Origin of the sequence: Azospirillum thermophilum (genome assembly GCF_003130795.1) — a bacterium.
GTDB classification, from domain to species: Bacteria; Pseudomonadota; Alphaproteobacteria; order Azospirillales; family Azospirillaceae; genus Azospirillum; species Azospirillum thermophilum.
In genome coordinates this window covers 911,275-937,790 of record NZ_CP029352.1, presented here as the reverse complement: position 1 = coordinate 937,790, position 26,516 = coordinate 911,275, and the positions used below count along the sequence as shown (strand labels likewise).

General features: G+C 69.0%; 20 protein-coding genes and 3 pseudogenes. 13 read left to right on the top strand and 10 right to left on the bottom strand.

Going from position 1 to position 26,516, the window contains the following annotated elements; genetic code table 11:
* Positions 1-114: 114 nt before the first annotated feature.
* The 5 genes and pseudogenes from DEW08_RS04200 to DEW08_RS04180 all read left to right on the top strand — a co-directional run bounded on the left by DEW08_RS04200 (position 115) and on the right by DEW08_RS04180 (position 5,892).
* Positions 115-1,716, top strand: coding sequence for an ABC transporter substrate-binding protein (locus tag DEW08_RS04200; protein WP_109324728.1), 1,602 nt, complete (start codon positions 115-117; stop codon positions 1,714-1,716).
* A gap of 230 nt (positions 1,717-1,946) precedes the next feature.
* Positions 1,947-2,957 carry an ABC transporter permease subunit gene (locus tag DEW08_RS04195; RefSeq protein ID WP_109324727.1) on the top strand — a complete coding sequence of 337 codons (1,011 nt, stop codon included), beginning with the start codon at positions 1,947-1,949 and terminating at the stop codon, positions 2,955-2,957.
* Positions 2,958-2,965: 8 nt separating this feature from the next.
* Entirely contained in the window at positions 2,966-3,877 is a 912-nt protein-coding gene (locus DEW08_RS04190) for an ABC transporter permease subunit (protein WP_109324726.1), read from the top strand.
* 4 nt (positions 3,878-3,881) lie between these two features.
* Positions 3,882-4,879: pseudogene (locus DEW08_RS04185) on the top strand (ABC transporter ATP-binding protein).
* Positions 4,879-5,892 (top strand): peptide ABC transporter ATP-binding protein, encoded by a 1,014-nt coding sequence (locus DEW08_RS04180; protein ID WP_109324725.1) that lies wholly within the window; start codon positions 4,879-4,881, stop codon positions 5,890-5,892. Before DEW08_RS04185 ends, DEW08_RS04180 begins: the two are co-directional and overlap by 1 nt.
* Positions 5,893-5,910: 18 nt before the next feature.
* Here the strand turns inward: DEW08_RS04180 and DEW08_RS04175 are convergent, their stop codons facing one another.
* A complete protein-coding gene (locus DEW08_RS04175; RefSeq protein ID WP_109324724.1) occupies positions 5,911-6,177 on the bottom strand; it encodes a DUF3072 domain-containing protein in 267 nt (88 codons plus the stop codon).
* Positions 6,178-6,329: 152 nt separating this feature from the next.
* Between DEW08_RS04175 and DEW08_RS04170 the strand changes: the two genes are divergently transcribed.
* The 3 genes from DEW08_RS04170 to DEW08_RS04160 all read left to right on the top strand — a co-directional run bounded on the left by DEW08_RS04170 (position 6,330) and on the right by DEW08_RS04160 (position 8,734).
* Positions 6,330-6,818 carry a YajQ family cyclic di-GMP-binding protein gene (locus tag DEW08_RS04170; protein WP_109324711.1) on the top strand — a complete coding sequence of 163 codons (489 nt, stop codon included), beginning with the start codon at positions 6,330-6,332 and terminating at the stop codon, positions 6,816-6,818.
* A gap of 295 nt (positions 6,819-7,113) precedes the next feature.
* Entirely contained in the window at positions 7,114-8,382 is a 1,269-nt protein-coding gene (locus DEW08_RS04165; RefSeq protein WP_109324710.1) for a PQQ-dependent sugar dehydrogenase, read from the top strand.
* A 28-nt stretch (positions 8,383-8,410) separates the two neighbouring features.
* Positions 8,411-8,734 carry a c-type cytochrome gene (locus DEW08_RS04160; protein WP_109324708.1) on the top strand — a complete coding sequence of 108 codons (324 nt, stop codon included), beginning with the start codon at positions 8,411-8,413 and terminating at the stop codon, positions 8,732-8,734.
* 7 nt (positions 8,735-8,741) lie between these two features.
* Here DEW08_RS04160 and DEW08_RS04155 read toward each other — a convergent pair whose 3' ends face one another.
* The 3 genes and pseudogenes from DEW08_RS04155 to DEW08_RS04140 all read right to left on the bottom strand — a co-directional run bounded on the left by DEW08_RS04155 (position 8,742) and on the right by DEW08_RS04140 (position 13,437).
* Positions 8,742-9,119: a nuclear transport factor 2 family protein gene (locus DEW08_RS04155; protein WP_109324707.1), complete on the bottom strand. Its 378-nt coding sequence runs from the start codon at positions 9,117-9,119 to the stop codon at positions 8,742-8,744.
* 17 nt (positions 9,120-9,136) lie between these two features.
* Positions 9,137-12,528 (bottom strand): annotated as a pseudogene (locus DEW08_RS31950) (LAGLIDADG family homing endonuclease).
* A gap of 117 nt (positions 12,529-12,645) precedes the next feature.
* Complete coding sequence (locus DEW08_RS04140; protein ID WP_109324706.1) at positions 12,646-13,437, bottom strand: lysophospholipid acyltransferase family protein; 792 nt, start codon at positions 13,435-13,437, stop codon at positions 12,646-12,648.
* Positions 13,438-13,664: 227 nt separating this feature from the next.
* On the opposite strand from DEW08_RS04140, the pseudogene DEW08_RS04135 reads away from it, so the two are divergent.
* From DEW08_RS04135 to DEW08_RS04115, 5 genes and pseudogenes are all read left to right on the top strand, one after another.
* Positions 13,665-14,890 (top strand): annotated as a pseudogene (locus DEW08_RS04135) (ISAs1 family transposase).
* Between the two features lie 46 nt (positions 14,891-14,936).
* Complete coding sequence (locus DEW08_RS04130; protein ID WP_109324705.1) at positions 14,937-16,082, top strand: lytic transglycosylase domain-containing protein; 1,146 nt, start codon at positions 14,937-14,939, stop codon at positions 16,080-16,082.
* 174 nt (positions 16,083-16,256) lie between these two features.
* Positions 16,257-16,976, top strand: a complete 720-nt coding sequence (locus DEW08_RS04125; RefSeq protein WP_146214630.1) for an ImuA family protein — start codon at positions 16,257-16,259, stop codon at positions 16,974-16,976.
* Positions 16,906-18,396 carry a Y-family DNA polymerase gene (locus tag DEW08_RS04120; protein ID WP_146214629.1) on the top strand — a complete coding sequence of 497 codons (1,491 nt, stop codon included), beginning with the start codon at positions 16,906-16,908 and terminating at the stop codon, positions 18,394-18,396. Before DEW08_RS04125 ends, DEW08_RS04120 begins: the two co-directional genes overlap by 71 nt.
* A complete protein-coding gene (locus tag DEW08_RS04115; RefSeq protein WP_109324702.1) occupies positions 18,393-21,557 on the top strand; it encodes an error-prone DNA polymerase in 3,165 nt (1,054 codons plus the stop codon). The genes DEW08_RS04120 and DEW08_RS04115 overlap by 4 nt, the downstream gene beginning before the upstream one ends.
* A gap of 18 nt (positions 21,558-21,575) precedes the next feature.
* Here DEW08_RS04115 and DEW08_RS04110 read toward each other — a convergent pair whose 3' ends face one another.
* The 6 genes from DEW08_RS04110 to DEW08_RS04085 all read right to left on the bottom strand — a co-directional run bounded on the left by DEW08_RS04110 (position 21,576) and on the right by DEW08_RS04085 (position 26,456).
* Positions 21,576-22,031: a MarR family winged helix-turn-helix transcriptional regulator gene (locus DEW08_RS04110; RefSeq protein WP_109324701.1), complete on the bottom strand. Its 456-nt coding sequence runs from the start codon at positions 22,029-22,031 to the stop codon at positions 21,576-21,578.
* A 114-nt stretch (positions 22,032-22,145) separates the two neighbouring features.
* Positions 22,146-23,129: a sulfite exporter TauE/SafE family protein gene (locus tag DEW08_RS04105; protein ID WP_245985928.1), complete on the bottom strand. Its 984-nt coding sequence runs from the start codon at positions 23,127-23,129 to the stop codon at positions 22,146-22,148.
* The gene (modC, locus tag DEW08_RS04100; RefSeq protein ID WP_109324700.1) at positions 23,050-24,189 is read right to left on the bottom strand and encodes a molybdenum ABC transporter ATP-binding protein; all 1,140 of its coding nucleotides are present in this window, start codon (positions 24,187-24,189) and stop codon (positions 23,050-23,052) included. The genes DEW08_RS04105 and modC overlap by 80 nt, the downstream gene beginning before the upstream one ends.
* Positions 24,186-24,857 (bottom strand): molybdate ABC transporter permease subunit, encoded by a 672-nt coding sequence (gene modB / locus DEW08_RS04095; RefSeq protein ID WP_109324699.1) that lies wholly within the window; start codon positions 24,855-24,857, stop codon positions 24,186-24,188. Before modB ends, modC begins: the two co-directional genes overlap by 4 nt.
* 22 nt (positions 24,858-24,879) lie before the next feature.
* Positions 24,880-25,626, bottom strand: coding sequence for a molybdate ABC transporter substrate-binding protein (modA, locus tag DEW08_RS04090; RefSeq protein ID WP_109324698.1), 747 nt, complete (start codon positions 25,624-25,626; stop codon positions 24,880-24,882).
* Between the two features lie 38 nt (positions 25,627-25,664).
* Positions 25,665-26,456, bottom strand: a complete 792-nt coding sequence (locus DEW08_RS04085) for a TOBE domain-containing protein (RefSeq protein WP_109324697.1) — start codon at positions 26,454-26,456, stop codon at positions 25,665-25,667.
* Positions 26,457-26,516 lie beyond the last annotated feature (60 nt).

Sequence of the window (26,516 nt, the reverse complement as noted above, 5' to 3'; positions counted from 1 at the left end):
CACGGTCCGATGCGTGTTGACATCTTGCCGTATGATGAGCCAAATGGGACCAGAAACCCAAATTCGATTTGGCAAATTTTGTGTCGCTGCAACCGGAACTGGGAGGCTAGAAGAATGAAGCGCATCATGCTGGGTGCCGGGCTCAGCGTGGCTGCGGCGCTGGCGCTTGCCGCGCCGGCACAGGCCGCCAAGACCCTCGTGTACTGCTCCGAAGGCAGTCCCGAGAATTTCAATCCGATGGTGAACACGACGGGGACGAGCTTCGACGTCTCCCTGCCGGTCTACAACAACCTCGTCGAGTTCGAACGCGGCGGCACCAAGGTCATTCCCGGCCTGGCGGAGTCCTGGACGATCTCCGAGGATGGCCTGGTCTACACCTTCAAGCTGCGCGCGGGCGCCAAGTGGCACAGCGTCGGCGACTTCAAGCCGTCGCGCGACGCCAACGCCGACGACGTGCTGTTCTCGTTCCAGCGCCAGTGGAAGGCGGACCATCCGTTCCACAAGATCTCTGGCGGCGCCTATGACTACTTCAACGACATGGGCATGCCGGCCCTGTTGAAGTCGATTGAGAAGGTGGACGACCTGACCGTCCGCTTCACCCTGAACAAGGTGGAAGCGCCGTTCCTCGCCAACCTCGCCATGCCCTTCGCGCCGATCCAGTCGGCCGAGTACGCCGCGTTCCTGCAGAAGAAGGGGACGCCGGACAAGCTGGATCAGGTTCCGGTCGGCACCGGCCCGTTCCAGTTCGTCGCGTACCAGAAGGATGCGGTCATCCGCTACAAGGCCTTCGAGCAGTACTGGGGCGGCAAGGCGCCGCTCGACAACCTGGTCTTCGCGATCACGCCGGATCCGGCGGTGCGCGTCGCCAAGCTGAAGGCCGGCGAGTGCCACGTGGTTCCCTATCCGAACCCTGCCGACATCGAGGCCCTGAAGAAGGACAGCTCGATCGCCGTGCAGGAGCAGGAAGGCCTGAACATCGGCTACCTCGCCTTCAACACCCAGAAGAAGCCGTTCGACGACGCCCGCGTGCGCCGCGCGGTCAGCATGGCGGTGGACAAGAAGGCGGTGGTCGACGCCGTCTACCAGAGCTCCGGCGTGCCGGCGAAGAACCCGATTCCGCCGACCATGTGGAGCTACAACGACTCGATCCAGGACTACCCGTTCGACGTCGAGAAGGCCAAGAAGCTGCTGGCCGACGCCGGCTACCCGAACGGCTTCGAGACGGATCTGTGGGCGATGCCGGTGCAGCGTCCCTACAACCCGAACGCCAAGCGCATGGCCGAGATGATGCAGGCCGACCTCGCCAAGATCGGCGTGAAGGCCAAGATCGTCCAGTACGAGTGGGGCGAGTACCGCAAGCGCCTGCAGCAGGGCGACCATCAGATGGCCACCTTCGGCTGGACCGGCGACAACGGCGATCCGGACAACTTCCTGCACACGCTGCTGGGATGCGAGTCGGCCCGTCCGGGCGGCAACAACGTGTCGAAGTGGTGCAACAAGGAGTATGACGACCTCGTCGTCCAGGCCAAGCGCACCAACGACATCGCCGCCCGCACCAAGCTGTACGAGCAGGCCCAGGTGATCTTCAAGGAAGAGGCGCCCTGGATGACCATCGCGCATTCGGTGGTGCACATGGTGCTGAACAAGAACGTCGTCGACTACAAGATGGATCCGTTCGGCATCCATCGCTTCAATGGCGTCGATCTGAAGCAGTAACCGGTTACGGTCAGACCCCTTCCCCGGCCGATCGGGGAAGGGGACGGCCCGCGAGGGCCGTCGAGGGAAAACGTGCGGGGCCTTCCTCTCGTCCGCCGTCGAGCCTCGTGCCGCCCCCCTCATCGGGGGAGAGGGGATGCTGTTTTCCGTGACGAAGTGCCGGCAGGGTGGCCCAGCGCCGTCTTGCCTGTTTTGCGTTGGGCCGCTTCGTTCTGGTGTGAGTGAGATTCATGCTGCGCTTCATCCTGACACGGGTAAGCTTGGTGATTCCGACCTTCCTCGGCATCACCCTGCTGACCTTCTTCCTGATCCGGCTCGTGCCGGGCGACCCCATCGAGGTGCGCGTGGGCGAGCGCGGCATTTCGCCGGAGCGGCTTGCCCTGCTGCGTCACGAGATGGGTCTCGACCAGCCGCTGTGGCAGCAGTTCCTCGACTATATCGGGCAGGTGCTGTCCGGCGACCTCGGCATGTCGCTGGTGACGCGCAACTCGGTGCTGAGCGAGTTCCTGTCGCTGTTTCCGGCGACGCTGGAACTGGCGCTGGCCGCCATGCTGTTCGCCGTGGTGGTCGGGCTTCCCGCCGGCATCCTGGCCGCGGTGCGGCGGGGGTCGGTGCTGGACCACGGCGTGATGGGCATCAGCCTGACCGGCTATTCGATGCCGATCTTCTGGTGGGGCCTGCTGCTGATCCTGTTCTTCTCGGTCGGGCTGGGATGGACCCCGGTATCCGGGCGCCTCGACCTGCTCTATTACATCGAGCCGGTGACCGGCTTCATGCTGATCGATACGCTGATGGCCGGCGAATACGACGCCTTCTGGTCGGCCATTCATCACCTGATCCTGCCGATGGTCGTTCTGGGCACCGTCCCCCTGGCGGTGGTGGCGCGCATGACGCGCTCGGCCATGCTGGAGGTACTGGGCGAGGACTACATCCGCACGGCACGGGCCAAGGGCCTGTCGAGCAGCCGGGTCATCGGCATGCATGCGCTGCGCAACGCCCTGATCCCGGTGGTGACGGTCATCGGCCTGCAGGTCGGCACGCTGCTCGGCGGCGCCATCCTGACGGAGACGATCTTTTCCTGGCCCGGAGTCGGCAAGTGGCTGATCGAATCGATCAACCGCCGCGACTATCCGGCCCTGCAGGGCGGCGTCCTGCTGATCGCCTCGTCGGTGATCGCGGTCAACCTGCTGGTGGATCTGCTGTACGGGGTGCTCAATCCCCGCATCCGGCATGCGCGGTGAGGTGAAGCATGACGAGTGAAGTCCAGGCGACCGATGTCGCCGCCTCGGTCCCGACCGCGCAGCCGCCGCATCCGCTGACCGAGTTCTGGTACCATTTCAAGCAGAACAAGGGCGCCCTGATCGGTCTGGTGGTGATCGTGCTGATCGCGCTGGTCGCCATCTTCGCCGACGTGATCACGCCGCACGATCCCAACATCCAGTACCGCGACGCCATCCTGACGCCGCCGGTGTGGGACGGCGGGAGCTGGCGCTTCATCCTGGGCACCGACGACATCGGGCGCGACATGCTGTCCCGCCTGATCCACGGCACCCGGCTGTCGATGCTGATCGGCCTGATCGTCGTCACCCTGTCGCTGGCCGTCGGCCTCGCGCTGGGCATGACCGCCGGCTTCTTCGGCGGCACGGTCGATGTGCTGATCATGCGCCTGATGGACATCCTGCTGGCGCTGCCCAGCCTTCTGCTGGCCGTGGTGGTCGCCGCCATCCTCGGGCCGGGGCTGCTCAACGCCATGCTGGCCGTGTCGGTGGTGGTGATCCCGCACTATGCCCGCCTGACCCGCGCCGCCGTGCTGGCGGAGGTGACCAAGGACTATGTCGTCGCCTCGCGCGTGGCCGGCGCCGGTCCGCTGCGGCTGATGCTGATCGTGGTGCTGCCGAACTGCGTGGCTCCGCTGATCGTGCAGGCGACGCTGGGCTTCTCCACCGCCATCCTGGACGCCGCGGCGCTGGGCTTCCTCGGTCTCGGCGCGCAGCCGCCGACTCCGGAATGGGGCACCATGCTGTCCTCCTCCCTCCAGTTCCTGCAGCGCGCCCCCTGGGTCGTGACCTGGCCCGGCGTGGCCATCCTGGTCACCGTGCTGGCCTTCAACCTGCTGGGCGACGGCCTGCGCGACGCCCTGGACCCCAAGCTGAAACGCTGATCCCATGCCCCTTCTCGACATCAAGAACCTGTCGGTCGAGTTCACGACGCGCGCCGGCACCTTCCGCGCCGTCGACGGCATCGACCTGACCGTGGACGAGGGCGAGGTCGTCGGCATCGTCGGCGAATCCGGCTCCGGCAAGTCGGTCACCTCGCTCGCCGTCATGGGGCTGCTCGGCTCCAACGGCAAGGTGGTGGCCGACCGCATGAGCTTCGCGGGCACCGACCTGCGCAGCCTGTCCCCGTCGCAACGGCGCAAGATCACCGGCAAGGACGTCGCGATGGTCTTCCAGGAGCCGATGACCAGCCTGAACCCCTGCTTCACCGTGGGTTTCCAGATCATGGAGACGCTGCGCGTGCATGAGGGCTGTCCGGCAAGGCCCTGCGCAACCGCGCCATCGACCTGCTGGACCAGGTGGGCATCCCGGCGCCGGAAAGCCGCCTGTCGGCCTTCCCGCACCAGCTCTCCGGCGGCATGAACCAGCGCGTGATGATCGCGGTGGCCATCGCCTGCAACCCGCGCCTGCTGATCGCCGACGAGCCGACCACCGCGCTGGACGTCACCATCCAGAAGCAGATCCTGGACCTGCTGGTCCGTCTGCAGAAGGAACGCGGCATGGCGCTGGTGCTGATCACCCACGACATGGGCGTCGTGGCGGAGACGGCGCAGCGCGTGGTGGTGATGTATGCCGGCCAGGTGGCGGAGGCCCGTCCGGTGGCCGACCTGTTCAGCCGTCCGCGCCACCCCTACACCGGCGCGCTTCTCGACGCGCTGCCCGAGCGTGCGCTGGGCCGCCGCCGTCTGCCGACGATTCCCGGCATGGTGCCGGGCATCGCCGACCGGCCGGCCGGCTGCCTGTTCAACCCGCGCTGTCGCTTCGCCACCGACCGTTGCCGGATCGAGCGTCCGGCCCTGTTCGAGGTCGACGGCGGCCGGGCCCGCTGCTTCTATCCCCTGCCCGACGGGGAACCCGTGGACCAGCTCGCCGGGGGGGCCGTCTGATGACCGACACCACTCTCGACACCCCCGTCGCCGCCGCCGGCGGTCCCGTGGTGCTGGAGGCGCGGAACCTGCGCAAGCACTACGCCATCAAGCGCGGCATGTTCAAACCGACCGCGACGGTCAAGGCGCTGGACGGCGTGTCCTTCCAGCTCGAGGCCGGGCGGACGCTGGCGGTGGTCGGCGAATCCGGCTGCGGCAAGTCCACGCTCGCCCGCTCCGTCACGATGATCGAGCCGCCGACCTCCGGCGCGCTGTTCTATGACGGCCGGGACGTCGTCGGGCGCAGCGCGGCGGAGATGAAGGAACTGCGCCGTACGGTGCAGATGGTCTTCCAGAATCCCTACGGCTCGCTGAACCCCCGCAAGACGGTGGGCACGATCCTGGGCGAACCGCTGGAGATCAACACCGACCTGAGCAAGGCGGAGCGGCGGGAGAAGGCGGTCGCCATGATGGCGAAGGTCGGGCTGCGGCCCGATCAGGTGGACCGCTACCCGCACATGTTCTCCGGTGGCCAGCGCCAGCGCATCGCCATCGCGCGGGCGCTGATGCTCAATCCCCGGGTGGTGGTCGCGGACGAGCCGGTGTCGGCGCTCGACGTGTCGATCCAGGCGCAGGTGCTGAACCTGATGATGGATCTGCAGGAAGAGCTGAACCTCGCCTACCTGTTCATCTCCCACGACCTCAGCGTCGTCCGCCACATCGCCGACAGCATCATGGTGATGTATCTCGGCCGGCCGGTGGAGCATGGGCCGAAGGAGGTGATCTTCACCCGGCCGCGTCACCCCTACACCCGCATCCTGCTGGCCGCCACCCCACGGGTGAACCCGGCGCTGCGGACGGAGCGGGTGATCCCGAAGGGCGAGCTTCCCTCGCCCCTCAACCCGCCGCCGGGCTGCCCCTTCCACAAGCGCTGCCCCTACGCCACCGAGCGCTGTTCGGCCGAGGTGCCGGCCCTGCGCCCGGTGGATGAACGGCTGGTCGCCTGCCACTACGCCGAGCAGATGGAGGTCTGAGGCGGGCGGGAGCGGGCGCTATTGCCCGCGCCCGGTCTTCTCCTGCAGCGCATCGATGCGCTTGGAAGCCTCGGCCTTGGTGAGGGAGTCGTCGAAGGTCTCGCCGGCTTCCTCGCTCAGCGTCTTCAGGTAGGAGGCCTGGGCCCCGGTCATCGGCTCGTCGCCGGTGGTCCAGTCATCCGGATCCTTGTCCCGGTTGGAAAAGCCCTCCCCGGTCTTCGGGCTGTCGTGCCCCTGGCCGGAGTGGGGCCGGTCATCGCGGTGGCCGTCCCGTTTTTCGTTCATCTTCCGTTCCCTTTCTGGCGACGTCCCTGGACAACCGCCGCGGGGATGGAAGGTTCCGGGCCGGCAGGGCTGTTGTGCCGACCCGCGCAGTTCTTTACGGTGCGCCCCACCGTCATTCCTGAAGACCCGTCATTCGTGAGAGAGGTGCCGCCATGCCGTCGTTCGACATCGTGTCCAAGACGGACATCCACGAGATCGACAACGCCATCGCCGGCGTCCGCCGCGAGATCGAGACCCGCTTCGACTTCAAGGGCTCGAAGTGCACCGTCGAGCGGACCGAGAACGATATCGTCCTGCTGGCCGACGACGCGCCCAAGCTGGCGCAGATGCAGGAACTGCTGCGCGTCTACGTCACCCGCCGCAAGCTGGATGCCGCGGCCCTGGATTTCTCCGCCAAGCCGGAGCGGGCGAGCGGCGACGCGCTGCGCCACACCGTGACCGTGAAGCAGGGCATCGCCCAGGATCTCGCAAAGACCATCGTCAAGGGGATCAAGGACAGCAAGATGAAGGTGCAGGTCTCCATCCAGGGGGACGAACTGCGCGTCACGGGCAAGAAGCGCGACGACCTGCAGGAGGCGATCGCGCTGGTCCGCAAGATGGATATCGAGCAGCCGCTGCAGTACGTGAACTTCCGCGACTGATCCGGCCTCCTGCGGCCGGCGAGACAGCCCGTGAAGGCGGTGGCCTACGCGGGCTTTTCTTTTTTGTGGCGGAGGCAGGAGACGCGTGGACTCGACGTGTTACGGAGAAAGCGGCAGCGGAAGCTTGGCGGGTGGGAGCGGATATCCGGAATTTTTCCGCTTTACCTCCAAGAGGCTATGGCCGGTGCGGCGGAACCGTCAGTACCCTCAACAATGGACGGTCGGCCGGCACTGATACCGACAGGGGCGAAGAACCCCTGCGGCGGCCGGACGAGAGGCAATCGGGAGGGGCATCATGAAGACGGTCAGGACGGCCGCGATTTCCATCGCGGCCCTGTGCATCGCGCTGCCTGCCCTGGGGCAGGACTATCCGCAGCCGCCGGGCAATCTGGAGAAGCTGCAGAACTTCCGGACCACCGGCGAGATCGCCGATATTCCCACGGTCCCGCAGGCGGGATCGAAGGCGGATGCCATCAAGAAGAACCTGTCGCGCATCAAGCTGCCGCGCGGGTTCAAGATCTCGCTCTACGCCATCGTGCCCGACGCACGGCACATGGCGGTCGGGCCGCAGGGCGTGGCGCTGTTCGTCGGAACGCGCAAGACCAAGGTCTATGCGGTCACCGACCGCGACAAGGACCGGGTGGCGGACGAGGTCAAGGTCTTCGCCCCGACCTTGGCCTTCTCGGTCCCCAACGGCGTCTGCTTCTCGAAGGACGGGTTCCTGTTCATCGCGGAGCAGAACCGGGTCCTGACCTTCCCGGCCGCCGAGTTCTTCTATGAGGGGGCGGACGTCGCGGCCTTCCAGGTGGTGAAGGGCGGCGAACTGATCCCCAAGGAGGAGGAGAGCTACAACCACACCTCCCGGGTCTGCCGGGTGGGGCCGGACGACAAGCTCTACATCACGCTCGGCCAGCCCTTCAACGTCTTCGCCCCGGAGAAGATGGACCTCTACAGGAACGCGGGGATCGGCGGCATCATCCGCATCGATCGCGACGGCAAGAACCGCGAGGTCTATGCCTGGGGCGTGCGCAATTCCGTGGGGATGGACTTCAATGCGAAGGACAAGTCCCTGTGGTTCACCGACAACCAGGTGGACGGGATGGGGGACGACATTCCGCCGGGGGAACTCAATCGTGCGGAAAAGCCCGGCCTGACCTTCGGTTTTCCCTATTATGGCGGCGGCAAGATCCGCACCGCCGAGTACAAGGAGCAGCAGGCGCCGGCCGACGTGGTGTTCCCGCAGGTGGAGATGGACGCCCATGCCGCCGACCTCGGCATGACCTTCTACAACGCCAGCCAGTTTCCGGCGAAATACCGCGGCGGCATCTTCTCCGCCCAGCACGGGTCATGGAACCGCACCAAGCCGGTCGGCGCGCGGATCATGTTCACTTCCCTGAAGCCGGATGGAACGGCCGACAAGACGGAGGTCTTCGCCGAAGGCTGGCTGACCCAGAACGGCGAGTATCTCGGGCGCCCGGTCGATGTGGCCGTGCTGACCGACGGGTCGCTTCTGGTGTCCGACGATTTCGCCGGCGCCATCTACCGCATCGCCTACGAGCAGTGACGATCCGCCGGGGCGGGGAGGGGCCTGAATGCGCGTGATGTGGAGTGCGGTGCTGCTGCTCGCCCTGGCAGGGCACCCAACGGGTGTCCTGGCCGGGGATGCCAAGGCCGGGCGGCAGAAGGCCCTGCAGTGCCAGACCTGCCATGGCCTGGACGGAGTCGCCAAGATTCCCGAGGCGCCGAACCTGGCCGGCCAGCAGGAGGGCTATCTGCGCAAGGCGCTGAGGGACTACAAGACCGGCGCGCGGAAGAACGAGATGATGTCGGTCGTCGCCCCGGCACTGAGCGACGCCGACATCGACGACCTCGCCGCCTATTTCAGCGGGATACCGGTCGAGGTGAAGGCGCCATAGGGGCGCCTCAGCTTATATCCATCAATTCGGCAATCAGCCCGTCGCGCAGGGTGAGGAAGGAGGCGCCCTGCAGCCCGACCTGCTGTCCGGCCTTCCAGCCGTTGGGCAGGTCGGCGGCGACCGTGGCGCTGTAGCGAATCCGCAGCGCCACCCGCGGACCGGCGGCGATACAACCTTCCACCACCTGTTCCCGTTCGGAAAAGAGGCCGGCGCTCTGCCTGGCGAGCCGGGCAAAGGCCTCCTTGCCCGCGGTCGCCGCCGTGACGGTGCCGTCCGACAGATTCTCGAACCGGACATCGTCGGTCAGGCAGGCGAGCATGGCCTCCACGTCCTGGGCGTTGTAGGCCGCGAGGTAGCGCTGCACGATCTCCGGCACCGGATCCATGACCTGTTCCCCTGTGGTTACGAGCATTTGGAATAGCCGCAGTTCAGACAACTGTCGCAGCCCTCCTGCCGGATCAGGGTCGGCTGGCCGCATTTCGGACATTGCTGCCCGGGAGCGGTGGGGGAGCCGGTCGGTTTGCCCGCCGTCAGGCTGTCCTCGTCCGGCAGGATGCCGATCGCCTTCATGTGCCGCTCGATCACCCCGCCGATGGCGGCGAGCAGGGAAGGGACGTAGCGCCCGTCCATCCAGGCACCGCCGCGCGGGTCGAAGACCGCCTTCAACTCCTCCACCACGAACCCGACGTCGCCGCCGCGCCGGAACACGGCGGAGATCATGCGGGTCAGCGCCACCGTCCAGGCGTAATGCTCCATGTTCTTGGAGTTGATGAACACCTCGAAGGGGCGGCGGCGGCCGTCCTCCACGATGTCGTTGATCGTGATGTACATGGCATGGTCGCTGTCGGGCCAGCGCACCTTGTAGGTCTCGCCGGGCAGCGCCTCCGGCCGGTCGGGCGGCCGGGAGGGATGGTCGGCCGCCGGCTGGGCGGGCGCCGCGGCGGCCTTCTCCGGTTCCTCCTTCTTCACGGCGAGCACGGCACCGGTTACCGGGTTCGGCCGGTAGGTCGTGCAGCCCTTGCAGCCCAACGCATAGGCCTGCCGGTAGACGTCCTTGAAGGCGTCGAAGGGCAGATCCTCCGGGCAGTTGATGGTCTTGGAGATGGAACTGTCGACATAGCGCTGGGCCGCCGCCTGCATCACCACATGCTCCGACGGGGTGAGGCCCTGGGCATCGACGAAATAGTCGGGCAGGGCGGTATCCGGGCCGAACCGGGCGCGGAACAGGCGATAGGCGTGGTCGCTGACCTCCTCCGTCGTCCGGCTGCCGTCGCTCTGCAGCACGGTGCGCTCGTAGGTGTAGGAGAAGACCGGCTCGATGCCGGAGGAGACGTTGTCGGCGAACAGCGAGATTGTGCCGGTCGGCGCGATGGAGGTCAGAAGGGCATTGCGGATGCCATGTTCCGCGATCAGGGCGCGGACATCCTCCGGCAGGGAGCGCACCATCGGGGTGGTCATATAGGCCTCGCGGTCGAACAGCGGGAAGGCCCCCTTCTCCGCCGCCAGCAGGGCCGAGGTGCGGTAGGCCTCGTCCCGGATCAGCCGCAGCCAGTCCTCCGTCGCCGCCACCGCCCGATCGCTGCCGTAGCGGATGCGCGTCAGGATCAGCGCGTCGGCCAGCCCGGTGACCCCAGCCCGATCCGCCGCTTGGCCTGCGCCTCCTGCGCCTGGGCGTCCAGCGGGAAGCGCGAGACGTCCACCACATTGTCCATCATCCGCACGGCCGTGGCGACGAGGCCGCGCAGCCGGTCGACGTCCAGCCGCGCCGTCTCCTCGAACGGGTCGAGCACCAGGGCCGCCAGATTGATGGAGCCCAGCAGGCAGGCGCCATAAGGGGGCAGGGGCTGCTCGCCGCAGTTGTGAACCAGCAGCCCGTTGGCGTCGAAGGCATTCACGCCGGGGATCTGGACATCGTAGACATCCTCCACGCCGTCCCCCGCCACTGTCGCCACTTCGGCCAGGAAGCGCTCGCGGTTCGGCGTGCGACGGTAGGCGCTGAGCGTGTTCTGCAGGAGGGCCTGCTTGCCGGTGTCGCGGAAGCCGATCTGCTCGGCAAAGCGCAGGACGTTGTCGTTTGCAATGATCAACTCGTGGCCGGCTGCGCAGTCATAGGATTTGCGCCCGCCCTTGCCGTCCGGCAGAAGCCGTGGACCGGCTGGCCGGCGGTCGGCGTAGATCCGGCCGACGATCCCCAGCCGCAACAGCATGCGCTGCACGGCCCGCAGCCGATCCAGGTCGCTTTGCGCCAGACGGATACTGACGCCCTTGCTCTGATCGCCCAGAACGGTCCCATCGGCATCGAACAGGCCGCGCAGGAAGCCGCGGTGGAAGGCGGCGGAGGTGCATTCGAGAGCCGGGGCTATGCACTTGCCGCCCGGCGTCATCCCGAGATCTCCGGCCAGCCGCTTGACGGCGCCGAGCGCCAGCCTGTGTTCGCCGCGGCCGGGAACGGTGATCCAGCCGGCAAAGTCGGATCGATGCGGCAGAGTGCGGGCAGCGGCCAATGCCGCCTCCATCACGCCGGCGACTCCGGGGCGCGGTATCCCGCCATCGGCAGCCATCTCGCCCGGCCAGACGGACAGGACGGCCTTGTCCTCCTTCAGAGTGCCGTCGCCGACCAGAAGCCCGATCAGGTACCCCTCTTCCTCGCCGTATGGGCCGGGCCAATCGGGAGCTCCGTCTTGGTCACCGCCCCCATGGTCGTTGAGGACAAGAAGGTCGCCCGGCTTCAAAGCGCCAACCTCGGTCCAGCCCGTTTCAATCCGATAGCGGGTCCTGCTGGTGACGGTGCTGACGAGGTGCTCTGCGGTGGCACGCAGCGTGAAACCGTCACGGGTGGTGACGCGCAGCACCGGCTTGGTGCCCGTATGGAAAAATCCTGCCGGGGCCGAGGCGTGCGGCCGGCCGTTCACGATGGCGGTGAAGGGGCGCCCGACCAGTTCGACCACCCGCCGCGGCCCGTCGGCAGTCTGTACCCAACTGTCTGCGGTCACGCAGGGATTGGTCGCCGAGATCGACTCCGCGTAACGGAGGTTGTTCGTCTCGTTGATCCGGTCGATGAAGATGACACCGGGCTCCGCATAGGCGTAGGTCGCCTGCATGATGCGGTCCCACAGGTCGCGGGCGCGGAGTTCGCGGAAGGTCCGGCCCTCGAAGACCAGCGGCCAGGAGGAGTCGGCCTCCACCGCCTGCATGAAGGCGTCGGTGACCAGGACCGACAGGTTGAACATGCGCAGCCGGCCCGGCTCGCGCTTGGCGTCGATGAAGGCCTCGATGTCCGGGTGGTCGCAGCGCAGGGTCGCCATCATGGCACCGCGGCGCGCCCCGGCCGACATGATCGTGCGGCACATGCTGTCCCACACGTCCATGAAGGAGAGCGGGCCGGAAGCGTCCGCCCCCACGCCGTGCACCGGCGCCCCCTTGGGCCGGATGGTGGAGAAGTCGTAGCCGATGCCGCCGCCCTGCTGCATCGTCAGCGCCGCCTCGCGCAGGTGGGCGAAGATCGAGCCGAGGTCGTCGCCGATCGTCCCCATGACGAAGCAGTTGAACAGGGTGACCGTGCGGCCGGTGCCGGCCCCGGCCAGGATGCGGCCGGCGGGCAGGAAGCCGAAGCCGGACAGCACCTCGCGGAAAGCGGGGATCCAGCGGTCGGGATCGGCCTCCGGGGCGGCCAGCGCCGTGGCGACGCGGTTCCAGGTCTCCTCCACCGTATGGTCGATGGGGTCGCCGGCGGCGGTCTTGAACCGGTACTTCATGTCCCAGATACGCTGGGAAATGGCGGCGATGCCCGTCATGTGCCCTCCCATGGCGCGTCCCGGCGGGCGGGCGCGGTTTCCTCCATGGTTAGGCGGCGGCGGGGCCGCGGTCAACCCGCCGCAGTTCCGTTTCCGTTCCGTGAAAGGGCCGGTGCGTCAGGAGGCCTGCGACGCGACGGGACCCGCCTGCCGTTCCGGGGTGCCGCCGCTGGGGGCGGGGCGGCTGGTCGGCGGGCCGCCGGCGGCCATCACCAGCCGGTCGCTGGCCGATTCCAGGGCCGTCTCCAGCTCGCGCATCACCTCGGCGCGGGGACGGCCGGGCGGGATGGCGGGCAGGAACTCCACGATCACCGTGCCGGGCCGCTTCAGGAAGCTGCGGCGCGGCCAGTAGAGTCCGGCGTTGAGCGCCATCGGCACGATGGGGATGTCCAGGCTCTCGTACAGCACCCCCACACCGACGCGGTAGGGGCGGTAATCGCCGGGAGCGACGCGGGTGCCCTGTGGGAAGATCACGATGGGCCGCCCCTCGTCCCGCACCGGGCGGGAGTTGCGGATCAGCGAGCGGATGGCCGCCCCGCCGGCCCCGCGGTCCACCGGGATCATCCGCGCCTTGGAGGCGTACCAGCCCCAGATGGGGATCCACATCAGCTCCCGCTTCAGGATGATCGCCGGATCCCTGACCAGCAGGTGGAGCTTCATCGTCTCCCAAGCCGACTGGTGCTTGGCAGCCAGGATGAAGGAGCCTTCCGGCAGATTCTCCCGCCCGCGCACCTCGTACCGGATGCCGACGATGGTCCGCTCCAGCCAGCCGACCGTGCGCAGATACCACATCACCACGGCGACCATCTGCGGCCGGGGAAGCAGCAGCATCCACAGCAGGGCGAAGCACATCAGCGCGGTCCACAGATGGAACGCGATGTTGAAGGCAAGGGAGCGCAGCCAGATCATGCGGCGGACCTTATCACAGGACGGAACCGATTGCAGGGCGAGCGCCGTCCTGCAGAAGCGAGCCGCAGGCGGGAGCCTCGGCAAAATCCGCCGCACTTAACAAGCGCACACCCGTCTTCACAAGCCGTTTCGCACGCCGGCAGGGCTCCGAAGTCGGGTTAACGCTGGTTTACGAACGGCACGGTTTCTGATTCGGTGGGGCCGAACCGGATCGGGGGTGCCGTGCCATGAGTTCCATCGCAGCCGAATTTGGTCAGAAATCGCGTCTGAAGGCGCTGCTGGATCATTTTTCGCTGATCGACGATCCGCGCGATCCGTGGCGGGTGGCCTATCCCTTGCCGGAGATTCTGCTTCTGGCGGTCTGTGGGACGATCGCCGATTGTGAGGATTATGAGGCGATCGCAGCGTGGGGCGAAGCCCGGCTCGATTTTCTGCGGCGGTTTCAGCCCTACCATCACGGGGTGCCGAGCGGACGCTGGCTGACCGTGTTCATGAACCGGATCAACCCGTGCCTGTTCCAGGACTGCTTCACAGCCTGGGTGCGCGAGGCTTGGCCCGACCGCCCCGAGCTTGTCGCCATCGACGGCAAGACCTCGCGGCGCAGCCATGACCGCAGCCGCGCTCAAGCCCCTCTCCACTTGGTGTCGGCCTTCGCCACCACCAGCCGTCTGGTGCTCGGGCAGGAAGCCGTCGAAGACAAGGCTGGCGAACTCGCGGCCATTCCCGTTCTTCTGGAGCGCCTAGCGGCCGACGGCGGCCTCACGGGAGCGATCGTGACCATCGACGCCATCGCCTGCAACGCCACCATCGCCCAAGCCATCCGCGACGCCGGGGCCGACTACCTGCTGGCGGTCAAGGCCAACCAGCCGACCCTGCGCGATGAGATCGAAACTTACTTCGCCGAGGCCCCGGACGTGGCCCTCGAGCACGCCACCGACATCGACAAGGGCCATGGCCGGATCGAGCAGCGCACGGTCACGGTCGCCCGCGAGGTCGATTGGCTGACCGGCGAGCGCCGCTTCCCCGGCGAGGTGCGTCTGCCCGCCGTCGCCTCGATCATTCGGGTTGGCAGCAAAGCCGAGTTGAAGGACCGCTGCCGCTTCGACACCCGCTACTACGTTTCTTCCGCCACGCTGAGCGCCCAGGCAGCGGCTGAGGCCATTCGGGGCATTGGGGCATCGAGAACCGGCTGCATTGGGTTCTCGACGTCGTCTTCACCGACGACCAGTCCCGCTTGCGCAAGGGACATGGCGCTCAGAACATGGCCGTCGTCCGCCATTTCGCCATCAATCTCGTCCGCAAGGCCGAGGAACCCGCCCGGCCGCGCTCGGGACTGCGGCGCGCCACCAAAAAACCGGCCAAACCCAAAGCGACAAGCATCAAGCTCCGACGAAAGCTGGCGGGATGGGACACCGATTACCTCGACGCCATCCTTGCCGCCAAAATCCGTTAACCTGGATTCGGAGCCCTGGCACGCCGGGGCGGTCGGCGGCGGGCGCATGCGAAGTCACAGCCCGCCCCGTTTACGAGTCGGTCCGGATGTGCAATGGTCCTTCCTCAAAAAAAGCCAGCCCAAGCCGAAGCTGGATCATCGCGCCGGACGAACCGGACAAACAGGAGCAGGGGAAGGCGGCATCGTGCGTCGGGTCAGATCGCTGTTGGCATGCGTCGCTTTGTCCGCCCTTGCCACGGGGTGTGCCAGCGGCCCCTCGTCGCGCACCGCCTCCCAGGCGGAGATCGACGCCCATGTGACCGAGGCGTCGCGCCGCTTCGACATGCCGGAGGTCTGGATCCGCGAGGTGATGCGCCAGGAAAGCGGCGGCCGGACGATGCTGAACGGCAAGCCGATCGTCAGCAAGGCCGGCGCCATGGGGCTGATGCAGGTGATGCCCGCGACCTATGAGGAGATGCGGCGCAAGCACAATCTGGGCTCCGACCCCTTCGATCCGCACGACAACATCATCGCCGGCACCGCCTATCTGCGCGAGATGTACAACCTGTTCGGCGCACCCGGCTTCCTCGGCGCCTACAACTGCGGTCCCGGCTGCTACGGCGATTATCTGGCGGGCAAGCGGCGCCTGCCGGACGAGACGGTGCGCTACATCGCTGCGGTCGGGCCGCGGCTGAACCGCGCGCCGGCCCCGGCACCGGAGAACTCCGACATCGTCCTGGTGAGCGCCCCGGCCGAATCCTCCTACTCCGCGCCGGTCGCCACGCCGGCGGTCAGCGAGCGGCCGCGCGTCGTAGCGCAGGAACTGCCGCCCGTCTCCGAGTCGCCGGGGCGGTCCTACAGCCCGGCACCGGTTCCCGCCCCGACGCCGATCCCGGCTCCCGCCCCGCGCCCGGCGCCGGTTCCCGCCACCTCCTACGGCAGCGGCGGCTATGCCGGCGGCCCGTCGGTCTGGATGGTGCAACTCGGCGCCTTCCGGTCGCCGGACGATGGCGCCCGGGTCATCGACCGCGCCCGCCGCACCCTGCCGGGCGTCCTGGGCAGAACCCAGCAGGTCGTCCAGGCGGTGGATACCAAGACCGGGCTGCTCTACCGCGCCCGCCTCGCCGGCCTGTCGCAGGAAGCGGCGAACAACACCTGCGCCAGCCTGGTCGGCCAGGGCATGGCCTGCTTCGTGGTGGCGCCCGGCGCCTGACACGGCGCCGGCTCCCGCCGCCGGCCTTCGCCAGCTCACCCGTCCACTTTCGATTGAATTGCCACATTCTTGACACGCCCGAGCTCCGGGGCATATCAGAACAAAACAGGAACTTCCGCGAGGAAGCGGCCGGGGCAACGGAAACGGGGGAACAGGATGGGGCAAGCCGCTGCCGTGCAAGCGCTTCGGGACCGGATCCGGGCCCTGGAAGGCCCGGTTCCGGACGATGGCCATGCCCCGTTGACGCTGGGCGTTCCGGCCCTGGACGGGCACCTGCCGGACGGCGGACTGCGCTGCCCCGGCGTGCATGAACTGCTGGGCGAGGAGGCCGACGCCGCCCGCATCGGCTTCGCCGCCGTCCTGCTCGGCCGCCGCGCCGACGGCCCCGTCTTCTGGTCGAGGGGGCATCCGCCCGGCGGCGGGCCGGCCCTGAACGGGCTTGGGCTGTGCCGCTTCGGCCTCGATCCGCGGCGCCTTCTCCTCAACCAGACCGGCCAGCCGGCCGAAAGCCTCTGGATCCTGGAGGAGGCCGCCCGCTGCAGCGCCTTCGCCGCCGTGGTCGGAGAGGGCGTGACGCCGACGCCGATGCAGGCCCGCCGCCTGCAACTCGCCGCCGAGGCGGGGGGCACCTGCCTTCTGCTCCTCCCGCCGCCGCAATCCCGTCCGCCGCCCTCCCTGGCCGTCACCCGCTGGCGGGTGGCCTCGTTGCCCGGCGGGCGGGCCGGCGGACGGGGAGGAGGTTGGATCGGACCGCCGCGCTGGCGCGTCACGCTGCTGCGGTGCCGCGGCGGCCTTCCCGGGGATTGGGTGCTGGAGTGGGACGATGAGGCGCTTCGTCTCGATCTGGTTGACGACATGGCCGACCGACCGCTGGCTGAAGCGGTCTTCGGATAGGCGGGCCGGGGAACGGCCGCTGGCGCTGGCCGCTCCGGGGCAGGGCGGGGTGCGGCTGACCGCGGTGAGCGCCGAGGCCGCGGCCGAAGGGCTGGTGCCCGGCCTGACGGTCGCGGAGGCGCGGGCGCTGGTGCCGTCCCTGCTGGTCGGCGATGCCGATCCGCTGGGCGACGCCGCCGACCTGCGGCGCCTCGCCCTGTGGTGCCGCCGCTGGACCCCGCGCGTCGCCGCGGACGGGGAGGACGGGCTGCTGCTCGACATCACCGGCTGCGACCATCTGTTCGGCGGGGAGGGAGGGCTCGTGACCGAGATCGCCGCCCGGCTGGGACGGGCCGGCATCGGGCACCGGCTGGGGCTTGCCGGCACGCCGGCCGCCTCCTGGGGCTGGGCCCGCTACCGTCCGGCGCGCAGCAGTCCGGTCCTCCGCCCAGAGGAGGCCATGACGGTGCTCGGCCGGCTGCCGACCGATGCGCTGCGCCTGCCGCCGGGCATGGCGGTCTCGCTGGGACGGGTCGGCCTGCGGCTGATCGAGGATCTGATGCGGCTGCCGCGTGCGCCGCTGGCCGCCCGTTTCGGCCGGGAGCTTCTCGACCGGCTCGACCGGCTGACCGGTGCCGCCGCCGACCCGTTGGCCCCGGTGGAGGCGCCGGAGAGCTGGAGCGCCCGGCTCGCCCTGGCCGAACCGATCAGCCGGCGCGAGGATTTCGAGGAGGCGGCATCGCGGCTGCTGGCGGATCTGGCGGAAAGCCTGCGCGCCGCCGGCCGTGGCGCGCGGTCGCTGCGCCTGTCGCTGTTCCGCGTGGATGGCGGCCTGCAGGTGCTGGAGATCGGCGCCGGGCGGCCATCGCGCGATCCGCGCCATCTGCTGCGCCTGTTCCGCGAGCGCTTCGACCGGATCGAGCCCGGCTTCGGCGTCGAGGTCCTGACCCTGGAGGCGACCGAGACCAATCTCCTGCCTCCGGAACAGACGGAGGCCGGTGGTGACGGGGCGGATACCGCCCTTTGCGAGCTGGTGGACCGGTTGCGCACGCGGGCCGGCGGCAGGGCCGCCCTGCGGCTGTCGGTCTGCGACACCCACGTGCCGGAGCGCAGCGTCGCCCTGCGACCGTACGAGGAGGACGGCACGCTTCCAGACGACGGGGGGGAGGGGGAACGGCCCGTCCTGCTGCTCTCCCCGCCTGAGCCGATTCAGGGTGATGGAACCGGGGAGGCGGTGCCGGAGGCCTTCTACTGGCGGGGCCGCCGCTACCATGTCGGGCTGGTCGAGGGGCCGGAGCGCATCCGGTCGGAATGGTGGCGGGACCGCGACGCGGTGCGCGACTATTACCGGGTGCAGGAGATCGGCGGCCGGCGGTTCTGGATCTTCCGGCGGCGGGGCTCGGCGCTCGACGGCTGGTTCCTGCACGGGCTGTTCGCATGACCGGCGGCTATGTCGAGCTGCAGGTGACGACCAACCTGTCCTTCCTCCATGGCGCCTCCCACCCCGACGAGATGGCGCTGACGGCGGCCGCGCTCGGCCACCGCGCCATCGGCATCGCCGACCGCAACACGCTGGGCGGCGTGGTGCGGATGCATGTCGGGGCGAAGAGGCACGGCATCCGCGCCCTGGTCGGCTGCCGGGTGGAGATGACGGACGCCCCGCCCGCCCTGGTCTACCCGACCGACCGGGCGGCTTATGGCCGGCTCAGCCGGCTGATCAGCCTGGGGCGGCGGCGCGGCGACAAGGGGGACTGCCTGCTGCGCTACGCCGACCTGCTGGAGTTCGGGGAGGGGCAGCTCGTCATCGCGCTTCCGCCGGCCGGCCGGCTGACCGCCCTGCGGCTGGAGGAGTTCGGGCGGCATCTGCGGCAGGTGGCGGCGGACTTCCCCGGGCGGACCTATCTCGCCGTGCAGCAACTCCACCTTGCCGACGACCGGCGGCGGCTCGACCGGCTGGGCGCCCTGGCGGACCGGCTGGCGGTGCCGCTGGTGGCGACGAACGACGTGCATTATCACGCCGCCCACCGCGCGCCGCTGCAGGACGTGCTGACCTGCATCCGCGAGAAGACCACCCTGGCCAGGGCCGGGCGCCGGCTGTTCCCCAATGCCGAGCGGCACCTGAAGCCGGCCGGGGCGATGGCCGCCCTGTTCGCCGCCCGCCCCGACGCGGTCGTCCGCACGCTGGAGATCGCCGACCGCTGCCGCTTCTCGCTGGAGGAACTGCGCTACGAGTACCCGGCCGAACCGGTGCCCGAGGGCTCCACCCCGCAGGAGGAGCTGATCCGCCGCACCTGGGAGGGCGCCGCGGCGCGCTGGCCGGAGGGCGTTCCGGAGCCGGTGCGGGCGACGCTGGAGCGCGAGCTGACGCTGATCGGGCAGTTGGGCTACGCCCCCTACTTCCTGTCCGTCCACGACATCGTGCGCTTCGCCCGTGATCGCGACATCCTGTGCCAGGGCCGCGGATCGGCCGCCAACTCCGCCGTCTGCTACGCCCTGTCGATCACCGCGGTGGATCCGGCGCGCAACGACCTGCTGTTCGAGCGCTTCATCTCCGCCGCCCGCAACGAACCGCCGGACATCGACGTGGATTTCGAGCATGAGCGGCGGGAGGAGGTGATCCAGTACATCTACGGCAAATACGGCCGCGACCGCGCCGGGCTGACGGCCATCACCGTCTCCTACCGCTCCAAGATGGCGGTGCGCGAGGTCGGCAAGGTGATGGGACTGTCGGCCGACACCATCGAGGCGCTGTCGAAGACTGTCTGGTCCTGGGGCCGGGAGGAACCTGACGACTCCCGCATCCGTCAGGCCGGCATCGACCCCGAGGAGCCGACCATCGCCACCGCGATCCGGCTCGCCCGCGAGTTGATCGGCTTTCCCCGTCACCGCAGCCAGCATCCCGGCGGCTTCGTCATCACCCGCGGACGGCTGGACGAGGTGGTGCCGATCGAGAAGGCCGCGATGGAGGGCCGCACCGTCGTCGAGTGGGACAAGGACGACCTGGACCATCTGGGAATCCTGAAGATCGACGTCCTGGCGCTCGGCATGCTGACCTGCCTGCGCAAGGGTTTCGACATGCTGTCCGCCATCGAGGGCCGCCCCTTCGGCCTGACCGACGTGCCGGCGGAGGACCCGGAGACCTATGCGATGATCCGCAAGGCCGACACGATCGGCGTCTTCCAGATCGAATCGCGCGCCCAGATGGCGATGCTGCCGCGCCTGGGACCGGAGACCTTCTACGATCTGGTGATCGAGGTCGCCATCGTCCGCCCCGGCCCCATCCAGGGTGACATGGTCCACCCCTACATCCGCCGCCGCAAGGGTCTGGAGGAGCCGGACCTGCCGACCCCGGCGCTGAAGGAGGTCCTGGAGAAGACCCTGGGCGTTCCGCTGTTCCAGGAGCAGGCGATGCGCATCGCCATCGTCTGCGCCGGCTTCTCGGGCGAGGAGGCCGACCAGCTTCGCCGCGCCATGGCGACCTTCCGCCGGATGGGGATCATCAAGGAGTATCACGACCGCTTCGTCGGCGGCATGGTGCGCAACGGCTACGATCCCGCCTTCGCCGAGCGCTGCTTCCGCCAGATCGAAGGGTTCGGCAATTACGGCTTTCCCGAAAGTCACGCCTACAGCTTCGCCCTGCTGGCCTATGCGTCGGCCTGGCTGAAGTGCCGGCATCCTGCGATCTTCTGCGCGGCCCTGCTGAACTCCCAGCCCATGGGCTTCTATGCCCCGGCCCAGATCGTCCGCGACGCGCGGGAGCATGGGGTCGAGGTGCGGGCGGTGGACGTCAACCATTCCGAATGGGACTGCGTGCTGGAGGCCGGGCGTGGCGGTCCGGCGGTCCGGCTGGGCTTCCGGCTGGTGAAGGGGTTCCGCGAGGCGGACGCGATCGCCCTGGTGAAGGCGCGGGCCGACGGCTACCGCACGGTCCAGGAGGTCTGGCGGAGGGCGGCGCTGGGACCGGCGGCGCTGGAGCGGCTGGCCCAGGCGGACGGCTGGCAATCCATCGGGCTCGGCCGGCGGGAGGCGCTGTGGCAGGTCCGCGCGCTGGGGGCGGAGCCTTTGCCCCTCTTCGCCGTGGCCGATGCGAGGCTGCTGCCCGGCGACAACCGCGGGCCGGTGGAGCACGCCGACGAGCCGGCGGTGATTCTGCCCGCCATGCCGCTCGGCGAATCGGTGGTGGAGGATTATCGTGCCGTCTCGCTCAGCCTGCGGACGCATCCGCTCTCGCTCCTGCGGCCGCGGCTGCGGGGCCTCGGCTACAGCCCGGCGCGCGGTCTCGAGGCGGCGGCGGACGGGCGGAAGCTGGCGGTCGCCGGCCTGACCCTGGTGCGCCAGCGGCCGGGGACCGCCAGCGGCGTGGTCTTCGTGACGCTGGAGGACGAGACGCGGGTCGCCAACATCGTCGTCTGGTCGGCGATCTTCGACCGTTTCCGCCGCGTCGTGCTGGGCGCCACCATCATGGGGGTCGAGGGACGTGTGCAGAAGGAGGGGGAGGTCATCCACCTCGTCGCCGACCGTCTGGTCGACCTGTCGCCCCTGCTGGGCGAACTGGTGACCATCGACCGGCCGGTCTTCCCGGCTTCCCGCGATTTCCGGTAGCCCCGCAAGCCCCAGGGACTATGACCTGTCCGGCGGCGGCGCGGAGCGGTCGGTCTCGTCCAGCAGCCCGTCGATCAGGATTTGCAACGCCTCGGCCACCACCACCTTCTGGCTTGCCGGAACCTTGTCGAGCAGCGCCTCGAGCCGCTGCCGTGGATCGAGTTCCAGCAGGCGGCGGCCTTCGTCCGTCAGGTCGATCAGGTCGGCCCGGCGGTCCTGCGGGTTGGGCCGGCGCTCCAGCAGTCCCTTCTCCACCATGGAGCGGACGGTGCGGGCGACCGGGCTCATCGCCATGTTCTGGAAGCGCATCAGGCCGGCGACGGTCGGCGCCCGGTCCCGGCCCGTCTCCGAGAAATAGCGCAGGGCCGTCCATTGCGCCGGGTACAGGCCATGGGCATGCCCCGCCCCATGAATCAGGCGGGCGGCATGTTCGAACAGCCCGGCAAGCTTGCTCGTCCGCACCGCTGCGGGCATGGAACTCTCGTCATTCGCATAGAAAGTGTTTCGAGTTTCGCAGCTTTCTTGCGCCCTGGCAACGGGGAGTTGAGGGGAAATGCGAGATCTCGCACAGCAAGGAATAGTCTGGCGTCATACAACTGTATGACGCCAGATTTTCGCGGCCGAAAGCAGCAGAATGCCCGCCAACAGGGGAAGCAGCACCACGGCCGGGACAACCCCCAGCAACTGCCCGCCGACGAAGGCGCCAAGGATGGAGCCGGCCGCCATCACCAGGACGAATCCGCGGTTGCGGCCCAGGACGGCAAAGCTGCGGTCCTGGCTGTAGCGGGCGAATCCGACAACCATGGTCGGCAGGCTGATCGCCAGCGACAGGCTGCCCGCCAGCTTGACGTCCACCGTGTAGAGCAGGATCAGGGTGGGGATCAGCAGTTCTCCACCGGCAACGCCGAGCAGGGAGGCGACGATGCCGATTGCGAACCCGGCGCCGATCCCCGCCACCATCCTCAGCGGACTTATCTGTGACGGGATGCCGGCTGCCGCCCCGGCCAGCAGCATTTCCGACAGCAGGGCGAACGCGATCAGCACCAGAAGAACGGCGATGACCCGGTAAAGCGTGCCGCTGCGCAACCGCATCGCCCAGCCCGCCCCGACCCAGGCGCCGAGCAGGCTGCCGGCCAGCAGGTTCAGAACCACCGGCCAATGCTCGGCCACCGCCGCGACGGGAACCGATCCCATGCGGAAGGGAAGGGCGAAGGCGACGACGATCAGGCTCATCGCCTTGTTGAGGATCACCGCCTCCAGCGCCGCGAAGCGGAAGGCGCCGATCAGCAGCGGCAGGCGGAACTCCGCGCCGCCCAGCCCGATCAGCCCGCCGAGCGCCCCGATGACCGCCCCGCCGCCGAAGGCGGCCGCCCGACTCCGCTCTGCCTGCTTTTCCGGTACCGCACCGTCCATCTCAAGCGCCCTGTGGCTGGCTGCAACCTCCCGAAGGGTTAGCAGCAGACGGGCGGCAACCGCCAGCGGAACCGGCGGGTCAATCCGGCGCCACCTCCTGATGGACGAGCGCCACGCCCTTGATCTGGACGAAGACCGGCTGGCCGGGGGCGAGGGCAAGGGCGTCCCACGACTTGCGGGTGACGCGGGCGAGCACGCGGGCGCCGGTCCCGCCCGCACCGTCGCCAAGCGCCACCACCGCCATCACCTGGACATGGTCCTGCGGTTCGGCGGCCAGGATGCGGGCGGGCAGGGCGTTCAGGATGGTGCTGCCCTCCGGCGGGTGGCGGGCGAGGCTGACGTCGGAGGCGGCGATCCGCACCCGGCGGGCGGCACCCACGGGGCCGAGGTCGCCCGGCACCTGCAGCCGGCCGCCGGCCAAATCCAATGCCGTCAGGCCATAGGCCGGATCATGGCCGGCGACCGTGGCCGGCAGCGTGACCCCGGCTTCCGGCATGCGGGCGATGGGCAGGGCGGGGTCGGACTGGAGATCCTGCAGCGGCCCGGAGGCGACCAGCCGCCCTTCGCGCAGCAGGACCAGATGGTCGGCCAGCCGCTCCACCTCCGCGATGTCGTGGCTGACGTACAGGACGGGTACCGACAGCACGTCGTGCAGCCGTTCCAGATAGGGCAGGATGTCGTCCTTGCTGAAGCGGTCCAGCGCCGCCAGCGGCTCGTCCATCAGCAGCAGGCGGGGTTGGGAGAGGAGCGCGCGGCCGACCGCCACCCGCTGCCGTTCGCCGCCAGACAGGTTGCGCGGCGAGCGGTCGAGCAGCCGGGACAGGCCGAGAAGCTCCACCACCTCCGCCTCGCGGATGGTTTCCGGCAGGCCGCGGCCGACGGTGCGGCGGTGGCCGTACAGCAGGTTGGCGCGCACCGACAGGTGGGGGAACAGGTTCGCTTCCTGGAAGACATAGCCGATGGGCCGCTTGTGGGTCGGGCGGAAGCTGCCGGCATCCTGCCAGACCTCGCCATCGATGGCGAAGCGGCCGTCGAGCCTCTGGAGGCCGGCGACGCAGCGCAGCACCGTCGTCTTGCCGCAGCCCGAGGGGCCGAACAGGGCGGTGACTCCCCGAGCGGGCGCGCGGAAGGCGACGTCCAGCGTGAAGGTGCCGAGCCTGCCGCGGAAGGCGGCCTCGACCGCCGGCGCTTCGGTCGAGGAGGCGGCGGGCGCCGTCATGTGCGATCCCGTCCGATGCGCTTTTCCAGCATCATCATCGCCAGGATCACGGTGAAGGAGAACACCAGCATCCCGCCGGCCAGCAGATGCGCTTCGGTCCATTGCAGGGTCTCGACATAGTCGTAGATGGCGACCGACAGCACCTTGGTCTTGCCGGGGATGTTGCCGCCGATCATCAGCACGACGCCGAACTCCCCCATCGTGTGGGCGAAGCCGAGCACCGCGCCGGTCAGGAAGCCGCGCCGCGCCAGCGGCACCGCCACCGTGAAGAAGGCATCCAGCGGCGAGGCGCGGAGCGTGGCCGCCGCCTCCCACGGCCGGTCACCGGTCGCCTCGAAGGCGTTGCGGATGGGCTGGACGACGAAGGGCATGGAGTAGAGGACGGAGCCGATCACCAGCCCCTCGAAGGTGAAGGCGAGCGACCGCGCTCCCCACAGCGAGGCGAGCCAGCCGCCCGGCCCCTGCGGTCCCAGCAGCATCAGCAGGTAGAAGCCCAGCACCGTCGGCGGCAGGACCAGCGGCAGGGCGACCACCGTCGCCACCGCCTCCTTCCACCAGGCGCCGGAGCGGGCGAGCCACCAGGCGATGGGCGTCCCGATCAGCAGCAGGATCGCCGTGGTCAGGGAGGCCAGCTCCAGCGTCAGGAGGACGGGTTGCCAGATCGTCATGGCCGGTATCGAACCTTCGTCCTCAGTTGGCGACGGCGGCGCCGTAGCCGTACTTCGCGATCACCGCCGCGGCTTCCGGTCCCTTGAGGAAGGCGAGGAAGGCCCTGGCCGCCTCGTCCCCCGCCCCCTTCTTCAGCAGCACGGCGTCCTGGCGGATGGGATCGTGCAGCAGGTCCGGCACCGGCCAGTAGCTGCCCTGGTTCTTGGCGATCACCTGCGACAGGGCGACGAAGCCGACCTCGGCATTGCCGGTGTCGACGAACTGGAAGGTCTGGGCGATGGTGTTGCCCTGCACGATCTTCGGCTGGAGCGCGTCGTAGACCCCCATCTTCTTCATCGCCTGCACCGCGGCGGCGCCGTAGGGGGCAAGTGCCGGGTTGGCGATGGCGATCTTCTCGAAGCCGCCCTGGCGCAGCGTATCCTCCCCGCCGACCTCGCCGGCCTCCCTGCTCCACAGGACCAGCCGGCCGATGGCGTAGGTGAAGCGGCTGTCGGCGACGGCCAGCCCTGCCTCCACCGCCTTCCTCGGCGTCTCGTCATCGGCGGCGAGGAAGACGGTGAAGGGCGCCTCCTGCCTGATCTGGGCGTAGAACTGGCCGGTGGCGCCGAAGCTCAGCACCGCCTTGTGGCCGGTCTTCGCCTCGAAGGCCTTGGCGATCTCCTTGGCGGGCTCGGTGAAGTTGGCGGCGACGGCGACGTTGGTCTCACCCGCCAGCGCCGCGGGCGTGACGGACAGCAGCAGGACGGCGGAGAGCAGCAGGGTCTTCATCCCTTGGGAACTCCTCATCTGGATTCTGGCGGGTCGCGTCAGTCGACGGCCAGGATGACGTGGGTCGCGTCGATCAGGGCGCAGGCCGGCTGGCCGACCGCGAATCCCAGCTCGTCCGCGCTGTGGAGCGTGATGATGGCGGTCAGCGTCTTGCCGCCGCCGATGTCGAGCGTGATCTCGCTGTTGACGGCGCCGTCCTCGCGGCGGGCGATGACGCCTTCGATCCGGTTGCGGGCGGAGGTGCGCCTGGCCTCCCCCGCCGGAGCCAGGATGACGAAGGAGGTCTTGATCAGCGCCGTCGCCTCCCGCCCCGGGAACAGGCCGAGGTCGCGCACGCTGTCGCGCGTGATGACGGCGGTCAGCGTCGTGCTGTCCGACAGGGCGAGCACCACCTCCGCATTCACCGCCCCGTCGGTGATCGCCGTGACGGTTCCGCGCAGGGTATTGCGGGCACTGGTGCGCATGAGGAAGCTCCACATCAGGCCGGTGGCGGACAGGCCGGTCCCGGCGATCTCCGGCTCCAGCGCGCGCAGCGTGCGGGCCAGTTCCGCCTCGAGCCGGTGGAAGGTCTCGACCAGCTTCAATCCCTCCGGCGTCAGGGCGGCCCCGCCGCCGCGCCGTCCGCCGGTCTGGGCATCCACCACCGGCCGGCCGAACAGGTTGTTCAGGGAGTCGACGGCGTCCCAGGCCGCCTTGTAGCTGATGCCCATCGCCCGCGCGGCGGCGGAGATGCTGCCCTCCCGCGCCACCGCCTCCAGCAGGCGGATACGCTCGCCGCCGACCGGGGAGGCGTTGGGAGCGGAAAGCGACAACTGGGCGCGGACGGTCATGCCGGCAGCCTCCGGGACAAGCGTTATATAGTCAACCTACATATCGCAGTTGACGGAGAA

What these genes read in the sequence shown, in the direction of transcription:
- DEW08_RS04200 (WP_109324728.1), top strand. Translation starts at nt 115, where the DNA reads ATGAAGCGCATCATGCTGGGTGCCGGGCTCAGCGTGGCTGCGGCGCTG.
- DEW08_RS04195 (WP_109324727.1), top strand. Translation starts at nt 1,947, where the DNA reads ATGCTGCGCTTCATCCTGACACGGGTAAGCTTGGTGATTCCGACCTTC.
- DEW08_RS04190 (WP_109324726.1), top strand. Translation starts at nt 2,966, where the DNA reads ATGACGAGTGAAGTCCAGGCGACCGATGTCGCCGCCTCGGTCCCGACC.
- DEW08_RS04180 (WP_109324725.1), top strand. Translation starts at nt 4,879, where the DNA reads ATGACCGACACCACTCTCGACACCCCCGTCGCCGCCGCCGGCGGTCCC.
- DEW08_RS04175 (WP_109324724.1), bottom strand. Translation starts at nt 6,177, where the DNA reads ATGAACGAAAAACGGGACGGCCACCGCGATGACCGGCCCCACTCCGGC.
- DEW08_RS04170 (WP_109324711.1), top strand. Translation starts at nt 6,330, where the DNA reads ATGCCGTCGTTCGACATCGTGTCCAAGACGGACATCCACGAGATCGAC.
- DEW08_RS04165 (WP_109324710.1), top strand. Translation starts at nt 7,114, where the DNA reads ATGAAGACGGTCAGGACGGCCGCGATTTCCATCGCGGCCCTGTGCATC.
- DEW08_RS04160 (WP_109324708.1), top strand. Translation starts at nt 8,411, where the DNA reads ATGCGCGTGATGTGGAGTGCGGTGCTGCTGCTCGCCCTGGCAGGGCAC.
- DEW08_RS04155 (WP_109324707.1), bottom strand. Translation starts at nt 9,119, where the DNA reads ATGGATCCGGTGCCGGAGATCGTGCAGCGCTACCTCGCGGCCTACAAC.
- DEW08_RS04140 (WP_109324706.1), bottom strand. Translation starts at nt 13,437, where the DNA reads ATGATCTGGCTGCGCTCCCTTGCCTTCAACATCGCGTTCCATCTGTGG.
- DEW08_RS04130 (WP_109324705.1), top strand. Translation starts at nt 14,937, where the DNA reads ATGCGAAGTCACAGCCCGCCCCGTTTACGAGTCGGTCCGGATGTGCAA.
- DEW08_RS04120 (WP_146214629.1), top strand. Translation starts at nt 16,906, where the DNA reads ATGAGGCGCTTCGTCTCGATCTGGTTGACGACATGGCCGACCGACCGC.
- DEW08_RS04115 (WP_109324702.1), top strand. Translation starts at nt 18,393, where the DNA reads ATGACCGGCGGCTATGTCGAGCTGCAGGTGACGACCAACCTGTCCTTC.
- DEW08_RS04110 (WP_109324701.1), bottom strand. Translation starts at nt 22,031, where the DNA reads ATGCCCGCAGCGGTGCGGACGAGCAAGCTTGCCGGGCTGTTCGAACAT.
- modC (WP_109324700.1), bottom strand. Translation starts at nt 24,189, where the DNA reads ATGACGGCGCCCGCCGCCTCCTCGACCGAAGCGCCGGCGGTCGAGGCC.
- modB (WP_109324699.1), bottom strand. Translation starts at nt 24,857, where the DNA reads ATGACGATCTGGCAACCCGTCCTCCTGACGCTGGAGCTGGCCTCCCTG.
- modA (WP_109324698.1), bottom strand. Translation starts at nt 25,626, where the DNA reads ATGAAGACCCTGCTGCTCTCCGCCGTCCTGCTGCTGTCCGTCACGCCC.
- DEW08_RS04085 (WP_109324697.1), bottom strand. Translation starts at nt 26,456, where the DNA reads ATGACCGTCCGCGCCCAGTTGTCGCTTTCCGCTCCCAACGCCTCCCCG.